At 65.9% G+C, this 6,520-nt stretch carries 7 protein-coding genes; 5 read left to right on the top strand and 2 right to left on the bottom strand.

Features of this window, described 5'->3' with window-relative positions:
- From ON23_RS19125 to thpD, 5 genes are all read left to right on the top strand, one after another.
- Nucleotides 1-600 (top strand): sensor histidine kinase (locus tag ON23_RS19125; protein WP_039779841.1); only part of this gene is annotated, 600 nt, incomplete at its 5' end.
- Nucleotides 601-769: 169 nt separating this feature from the next.
- Nucleotides 770-1,219, top strand: coding sequence for a diaminobutyrate acetyltransferase (gene ectA, locus ON23_RS19120; protein ID WP_039779840.1), 450 nt, complete (start codon nt 770-772; stop codon nt 1,217-1,219).
- A gap of 12 nt (nt 1,220-1,231) precedes the next feature.
- Complete coding sequence (gene ectB / locus ON23_RS19115; RefSeq protein WP_039779839.1) at nt 1,232-2,494, top strand: diaminobutyrate--2-oxoglutarate transaminase; 1,263 nt, start codon at nt 1,232-1,234, stop codon at nt 2,492-2,494.
- A 2-nt stretch (nt 2,495-2,496) separates the two neighbouring features.
- Complete coding sequence (locus ON23_RS19110) at nt 2,497-2,889, top strand: ectoine synthase (RefSeq protein ID WP_039779838.1); 393 nt, start codon at nt 2,497-2,499, stop codon at nt 2,887-2,889.
- 27 nt (nt 2,890-2,916) lie between these two features.
- Complete coding sequence (thpD, locus tag ON23_RS19105) at nt 2,917-3,798, top strand: ectoine hydroxylase (RefSeq protein WP_039779837.1); 882 nt, start codon at nt 2,917-2,919, stop codon at nt 3,796-3,798.
- A 176-nt stretch (nt 3,799-3,974) separates the two neighbouring features.
- On the opposite strand, the gene ON23_RS19100 is transcribed toward thpD, so the two are convergent.
- Both ON23_RS19100 and ON23_RS19095 read right to left on the bottom strand, forming a co-directional pair.
- Complete coding sequence (locus tag ON23_RS19100) at nt 3,975-5,099, bottom strand: acyl-CoA dehydrogenase family protein (RefSeq protein WP_039779836.1); 1,125 nt, start codon at nt 5,097-5,099, stop codon at nt 3,975-3,977.
- Nucleotides 5,100-5,102: 3 nt separating this feature from the next.
- Entirely contained in the window at nt 5,103-6,335 is a 1,233-nt protein-coding gene (locus ON23_RS19095) for an acyl-CoA dehydrogenase family protein (protein ID WP_039779835.1), read from the bottom strand.
- Nucleotides 6,336-6,520: the final 185 nt, after the last annotated feature.

The following is a 6,520-nucleotide window of genomic DNA, read 5'->3' as shown; positions in this document are numbered from 1 at the left end:
ATGTCGCGCTATGAGGATCAACTTCCGGAACGGTCGCGGCGGGCGCTGGATCTGGTCCGCGCCGAACTCGACCATCTGCGCAGGTTGCTCGACGATCTGCTGGCGCTGGCCCGGGCCGAGGCGCGCATGCACGGCGCCGACGCCGAACCGCTGTCGGTGCGCGCACTGCTCACCCACACCCTGGCGGAAATGCATTATTCACCGGAACTGCTGACCGTCGCCGACGACGGAATCGTGACCGGGCGGAAGCTCGAACTCGAGCGAGCGCTGGTGAATCTGCTCGAGAATGCGCAGCGGCACGGCGGCGGAGTGATCGCGGTGGGGGTCGCGCGCGCCGGGGACGAAATGGTGATCACGGTCGACGACGCCGGTCCGGGAGTGGCGCCGCAGGATCGGCAACGCATCTTCGAAAGATTCGTGACGGTGCGCCGCGGGAAACGTTCGGGCACCGGCATCGGATTGGCTTTGGTGGCCGAAACCGTCGCCGCCCACGGGGGCCGCGTGAAATGTGACGACCGTCCCGGCGGAGGTGCTCGATTCATGGTGTGGTTGCCCACCGTGACGAAATTCACCGATCATACTTCTGTAACACAACCGTAAAGTAGTCGCACGATAGACCTCAACGTTCGCGGGCAATTCTGAAGAGGTGATGCAGACCCGAACGCGGAGTATGTCGTTCAGTTCTCCGGCAACCGACGAGTCGAACGGCCGTCGGCACGTTTCCTCCCAGACGCTGATTCGTCGGCCGCGGGTGGAAGACGGAGCGCGGATGTGGCGAATCGCAGTGGATTCCCAAGTGCTCGACGCCAATTCGAGTTACTCGTATCTGCTGTGGAGCCGTGACTTCGCCTCGACCACCGTCGTGGCCGAAATCGGCTCGGAGATAGCAGGATTCGTCACGGGATATCTGCGCCCGGAATCGCCGGACACACTGTTCATCTGGCAGGTAGCCGTCGATCACGCCTTCCGCGGCCGCGGAGTGGGCGTTGCAATGCTGGATCGGCTCGTCGAAGACGTTGCCGACCAAGGTGTTTCGAAGTTGGAGACAACCGTTTCGCCGGACAACGAAGCCTCGCTGGCAATGTTCGCGTCACTGGCCCGGCGCCGTGACGCGGAAATGACGCGAGAAACGTTGTTCGAGCCAGAAGATTTTCCGGACGGGCACGAATCGGAGGACCTGTACCGGATCGCGCCACTGCAGGGTGACGCAAAACGATAGGAAGGATCATCGATGACCACCGCTGAGATGACCATTTTCGAATCGCTCGAATCGAATGTCCGTGGATATTGCCGCTCGTGGCCCACGCTGTTCGACACCGCCTCCGGCGCCTGGCTGCGCGACGGTAGCGGACGTGATTACCTCGATTTCTTCGCGGGCGCGGGAGCGCTCAACTACGGGCACAACAACCCCGTTCTCAAAGAAGCGTTGATCGATTACATCGCCCGTGACGGAATTACGCACGGACTCGATATGTCGACCGTCGCGAAGCGTGAATTGCTGGAGACGATCAACAACGTTCTGCTGGATCCGCGGGGCCTCGATTACAAGGTCCAGTTCCCCGGCCCCACCGGTGCGAACGCGGTGGAATCGGCACTGAAACTTGCCCGCAAGGTGACCGGCCGCACGTCGATTCTGAATTTCACCAACGCATTCCACGGGATGACCCTCGGTGCGCTCTCGGTGACCGGTAACGCGACCAAGCGCGCGGGCGCCGGGGTACCGTTGAACCACGTGAATCCGATGCCCTACGACGGGTATCTGGACGGTACCGACGATCTGGCGTGGATGGAGCGGGTCCTCGATGACAATTCCTCCGGTGTGGACAAGCCCGCGGCGGTGATCGTGGAAACCGTGCAGGGCGAGGGCGGCGTGAATGTCGCTCGGGCGCAGTGGCTGCGGCACCTGTCGGAGCTGTGCGCCGCGCGCGGAATTCTGCTCATCGTCGACGATGTGCAGATGGGCTGCGGCCGGACCGGGCCGTTCTTCTCCTTCGAGATCGCCGGCATCACCCCCGACATCGTCACCCTGTCGAAGTCGATCGGCGGGTACGGCATGCCGCTGGCGCTGGTGCTGATGAAGCGCGAGCTGGACCAGTGGGCGCCCGGTGAGCACAACGGCACCTTCCGCGGCAACAATCCGGCGTTCGTGACCGCCCGCGTGGCGCTCGAGCACTACTGGACCGACGACCGGCTGGAGGTGTCCACCGCCGCCAAGGGCGAGAAGATCCGAAAGTCGTTCGAGGCCCTCGCGGAGAACTTCGAGGGTGTCTCGACCCGCGGCCGCGGGCTGGTGCAGGGACTGGTGTTCGACGACGCCTCGGAGGCGGGCAAGGTCAGCAGCATCGCCTTCGAGGAGGGCCTGCTGGTGGAGACCTCCGGCGCCGAAGACCAGGTGGTCAAGCTGCTGCCGCCGCTGACCATTACCGACGACGAACTCGACCACGGCCTCGGCATCCTGGACCGGGCGGTCGACATGGCCCGAGGAGGCAACTGACCATGATCGTGCGTACCACTGCCGAGATCACCGGAACCGACCGCGACGTCGCGGCCGAGAACTGGCGTAGCAAGCGGATCATCCTCGGCGGCGACGGGGTGGGTTTCTCCTTTCACGAGACGACGATCCAGCCGAACACCGTGCACGAGTTCCACTACCAGAACCACGTCGAAGCGGTGTGGCTGGTGGAGGGCGAGGGCACGCTCACGGACCTGACCAACGACGTCACCTACGACCTGGCGCCGGGAACGATGTACCTGCTCAACGGACACGAGCGGCATCGGGTCGAGACCCGCACCCTGATGCGGATGCTGTGTGTGTTCAATCCTCCGGTCACGGGCAAGGAAGTTCACGACGAGAACGGCGTCTACCCGCTGGTGGCCGTCGGCGAGTAGTGATGTAGTTAGGAGGACGACCCCGCGATGACGTTGGCGGAGAGTCGAATCGACCGCTACCGGACCAGAACTGCCGTAGCGGTACCGCCGGTGGAGCGCACCGACCCCACGGTGTGGGGCACGGTCACCTCGCCGGAGCTGCAGAATTTCGATGCCGATGGGTACGCGATCATCGACGAGTTGCTGACCCCGATGGAGGTGGCCGATATCGCCACCGACATCGATCGGCTGGCCGCCGACCCGGTGTTGCGTGCCGACGAACGGGTGATCATCGAGAAGAAGTCGAACAGCGTGCGTTCGATCTTCGAGGTGCACAAGATCAGCGCCGTGGTGGCGGAGCTGGTGCGGGACGAGCGGATCGTCGGGCTGGCCCGGCAGATTCTCGGTTCCGAGGTCTACATCCATCAGAGCCGGGTGAACTACATGCCCGGTTTCGAGGGCGCCGGGTTCTACTGGCATTCGGATTTCGAGACCTGGCACGCCGAGGACGGGATGCCCTCACCGCGTGCGGTGAGCCTGTCGATCGCGCTGACCGACAACTATCCGTTCAACGGCAGCCTGATGCTGCTGCCGGGCTCGCATCGGCAGTTCATGCCGTGCCAGGGCGAGACTCCGGACGAGCACTACCGGGAATCGTTGCGAGAGCAGCAGATCGGCGTGCCCGCGCAGGAGGATCTGGCCCAGCTGGCCGACAAGTACGGCATCGCGCAGTTCACCGGCGCACGCGGTTCGGCGCTGCTGTTCGATTCCAACATCATGCACGGCTCGTCGAACAACATCACGCCGTTCGCGCGCTCGAACGTCTTCCTGGTGTTCAACAGCGTGGAGAACACTCTCGAAGAACCGTATTCGGCCCTGCACCAGCGGCCGACCTATATCGCCTCGCGCGATTTCACCCCCCTGCGCTGAGTGGGGTGACCCGATCACGCCGGGACCGATGATCGCGCGGGTTCGCTCCCGACGGTGGCGGGGCGAGCCCGGCATCCCCGGCGCGTTTTCGGCCGGAATCCGATTCGGATTCCGGCCGAAAACATGTCCGGGGCGTCGGCGGTATGGGGCCGCGCCCCGGCGATCGTGTGCGCCGCTCAGGCCCGCGTCAGCGCGGCGTAACGGGCGATGTGCTGATCCGCGGAACCCCACTCGGTGCGAATCGCGGTGAGCCGCTTGAAGAAATGCCCGATCGCGAGTTCCTCGGTCATGCCCATCGCGCCGTGCAGTTGCACCGCGTGCTGGCCGATGAAGCCGGCGGCCCGGGCGACGGTGGCCTTGGCCGCCGCGGCGGCCAAGGCGCGGACCTCCGGCTCGGCGTCGAGCTTCAGCGTCACCAGATAGGTGGCGGCCACGGCCTGTTCGAGCTCCAGGTGCATATCGACCATACGGTGCTGCAGCACCTGGAAACTGGCGATGGGCACGCCGAACTGGCGGCGCTGCTTGCTGTATTCGACGGTGTCGGCGAGTACCCGCCGCATTCCGCCCACGGCTTCGGCGCAGATGGCGGCGATCGCTTCGTCGATGGCCCGCGCGACCGACTCGCAGGCCGCGCCCTCGGCGCCGAGCAGCGCGTCGGCGCCGATCCGGACGCCGTCGAGGACCAGATCGGCCGCGCGGCGTTCGTCGATCGTGCGGTAGGGGTGCTGCGTGAGACCGGCCGCGTCGGCCGGCACCACGAACAGCGACAGACCGGCCGCGTCGGAGGTGCGTGCGGTCACCAGCAGATGGGTGGCCAGCGGTGCAGTGGTCACCACCGCCTTGGCGCCGTCGAGGACCCAGTCGTCGCCGTCGCGGCGGGCGGTCGTGGCCACGCGGGCGGGGTCGTATCCGGAGTCGGCTTCCAGGGCGGCGAAGGCCGTGATCACCGAGCCGTCGACGATGCCGCGCAACAGTGCCTCGGCCCGCGCGCCGCCGGCGCGGCGCAGCAGTCCGCCACCCAGAACGGCGGTGTCGACATAGGGTTCGACGACCAGGGCGCCGCCGAGCGCCTCGGCGATGATCATGGTCTCGATGGCGCCGCCGTCGAATCCGCCGACACTCTCGGGCAGGCTCGCCCCCAGAATGCCGACCTCCTCGGCGAAGCCGCGCCAGATCTCCGGCTGATGGCCGGCGCCGACCCGCGCCGCGGCCCGGCTTTTCTCCAGATCGTAACGGGCGGCGAGAAATTCGGTGACCGTGTCACGGAGCAGTTGCTGTTCGGCAGTGAATTCGAAGTCCATCTCTCACAGTCCCAGGGTTGCCTTGGCGATGATGTTGCGCTGAATCTCGTTGCTGCCCGCGTAGATCGAGCCCGCGCGGTCGTTGAAGTACCGCAGCGGCGCGACGGCCTGCCACGGTTCGCCGCTGAGATATCCGTCGGCGGGTGCGACGAAGTCGGCGACCGGACCGCCCGGCATGGCGGCGTGCGGCTGATAGGCGCGCCCGCGCGGGCCGGCGGCCTCGAAGGCCAATTCGGTGAGCCGCTGGCTCAATTCGGTGCCCAGGATCTTGATCGTGGACGCGGCCGGACCCGGATCCTTACCGCGCGAAATGGCCGACATGGTCCGGTATTCCAGAATCTCGAGGACGTCGGCCCGGATCCGTGCGTCGGCCAGTTTCGCCGCGAAGGCGGGTTCGTCGAGCAGGCTGCCGCCGGCGAAACCGGGCTGTCCGGCCGCGTGCTCGGCCAGCGATTCGGCCAGCACCTGCAGCGCCGGACCGTAGGCCGAACCGCCGCGTTCGAAGTTCAGCAGGTGTTTGGCGACCGTCCAGCCCTCGTCGATGCGGCCGATGACGTTGGTCTTCGACACCCGGACACCATCGAAGAACACCTGGTTCTGCACCTGCTCGCCGGAGGTCATGACCAGCGGGCGGATCTCGATGCCGGGGGTGTCCATCGGGATCAGCACGAAGGTGATGCCCTGCTGTTTGCGTTCCAGTTTCGAAGTGCGGACCAGGGCGAAGATCCAGTTGGCCTCGGTGGCGTGGGTGGTCCAGATCTTGGAACCGGTGCACACCAGATCGTCGCCGTCGGAGACCGCGGCCATGGTCAGTGATGCCAGATCGGAGCCCGCCTCGGGTTCGGAATAGCCCTGGCAGAAGAAGACCTCGCCGGTGAGGATGCGCGGCAGGAAGTAGTCCTTCTGCTCCGGGGTGCCGAAGGCGATGATCGCGTGCGCGACCATCCGGATGCCCATCGGCGAGAGTGCGGGCGCGCCCGCGAGCGTGGATTCACGATCGAAGATGTAGTGCTGCGTCATGCTCCAGTCACGGCCGCCGTGGGCGACCGGCCAGGCCGGCGCCGCCCAGCCACGGGCGTGCAGGATGTGCTGCCACTGCATGCTGGCCTCGTGATCCGGGTACACGCTGGTGGCGAGCTGACCGGCGCGACGTAGTTCCGGGGTCAAATTCTCGTCCAGGAAGCGCCGCACCTCGTCGCGAAACGCCAGATCGGTGGGCGACCAGTCCAGATTCACGAAGAACTCCTTGTGCGATAAACGGGCCTCTACCTTCTCATTTACTTCGGGTCGAGCGCAAATGGTCGTTAACTTATTGCGATAGCGGGCGGTGTGCCGAGGCGGTCCGCCGCAGGCCGGGCCCGGCCCGTGTGTGTCCGAAATGCGCGCGGGGACTTGCGTTTCGGAGCCTCGTGTGAGGAAAG

It is taken from the genome of Nocardia cerradoensis NBRC 101014, from assembly GCF_000308535.1.
Taxonomy (GTDB): domain Bacteria; phylum Actinomycetota; class Actinomycetes; order Mycobacteriales; family Mycobacteriaceae; genus Nocardia; species Nocardia cerradoensis.
The sequence above is the reverse complement of the archived record's forward strand: the minus strand, read 5'-3'. Positions and strand labels throughout refer to the sequence as shown.

What these genes read in the sequence shown, in the direction of transcription:
- ectB (WP_039779839.1), top strand. Translation starts at nt 1,232, where the DNA reads ATGACCACCGCTGAGATGACCATTTTCGAATCGCTCGAATCGAATGTC.
- ectA (WP_039779840.1), top strand. Translation starts at nt 770, where the DNA reads ATGTGGCGAATCGCAGTGGATTCCCAAGTGCTCGACGCCAATTCGAGT.
- ON23_RS19100 (WP_039779836.1), bottom strand. Translation starts at nt 5,099, where the DNA reads ATGGACTTCGAATTCACTGCCGAACAGCAACTGCTCCGTGACACGGTC.
- ON23_RS19110 (WP_039779838.1), top strand. Translation starts at nt 2,497, where the DNA reads ATGATCGTGCGTACCACTGCCGAGATCACCGGAACCGACCGCGACGTC.
- thpD (WP_039779837.1), top strand. Translation starts at nt 2,917, where the DNA reads ATGACGTTGGCGGAGAGTCGAATCGACCGCTACCGGACCAGAACTGCC.